Source organism: Sphingobacterium sp. SGR-19 (assembly GCF_011043555.1).
Lineage (GTDB): Bacteria > Bacteroidota > Bacteroidia > Sphingobacteriales > Sphingobacteriaceae > Sphingobacterium.
The window spans coordinates 1-326 of record NZ_JAAKGS010000028.1; the positions used below are offsets into that span (position 1 = coordinate 1).

Annotated in this window: 1 protein-coding gene; it reads left to right on the forward strand. The window is 40.5% G+C overall.

The features are described 5' to 3' along the window. Window positions 1-326, forward strand: a 326-nt coding sequence (locus G5B43_RS19215; protein ID WP_165296417.1) for an integrase core domain-containing protein, incomplete at both ends; no start/stop codon positions are given.

The following is a 326-nucleotide window of genomic DNA, read 5'->3' on the forward strand; positions in this document are numbered from 1 at the left end:
AAAGCCAAACCGAAGTTACTTTCTGACAACGGACCTTGTTATGTCTCCAATGAGCTGAAAACATACATGAAAGAGGATCTGAAGATGAAACAGGTTCACGGAAGACCGATGCATCCGAAAACGCAGGGAAAAATTGAACGGTACCACAGAACGATGAAAAACGTGGTGAAATTAAACCACTTTTACCATCCTGAAGAACTTGTAGAAGCCCTGGAAAAGTTTGTAAACAACTATAACAATCGACGTTATCACGAATCGCTAAATAACCTGACACCAGCGGATGTTTATTTTGGGCGATCTGAGAAGATCATCGAAAAAAGAAAACG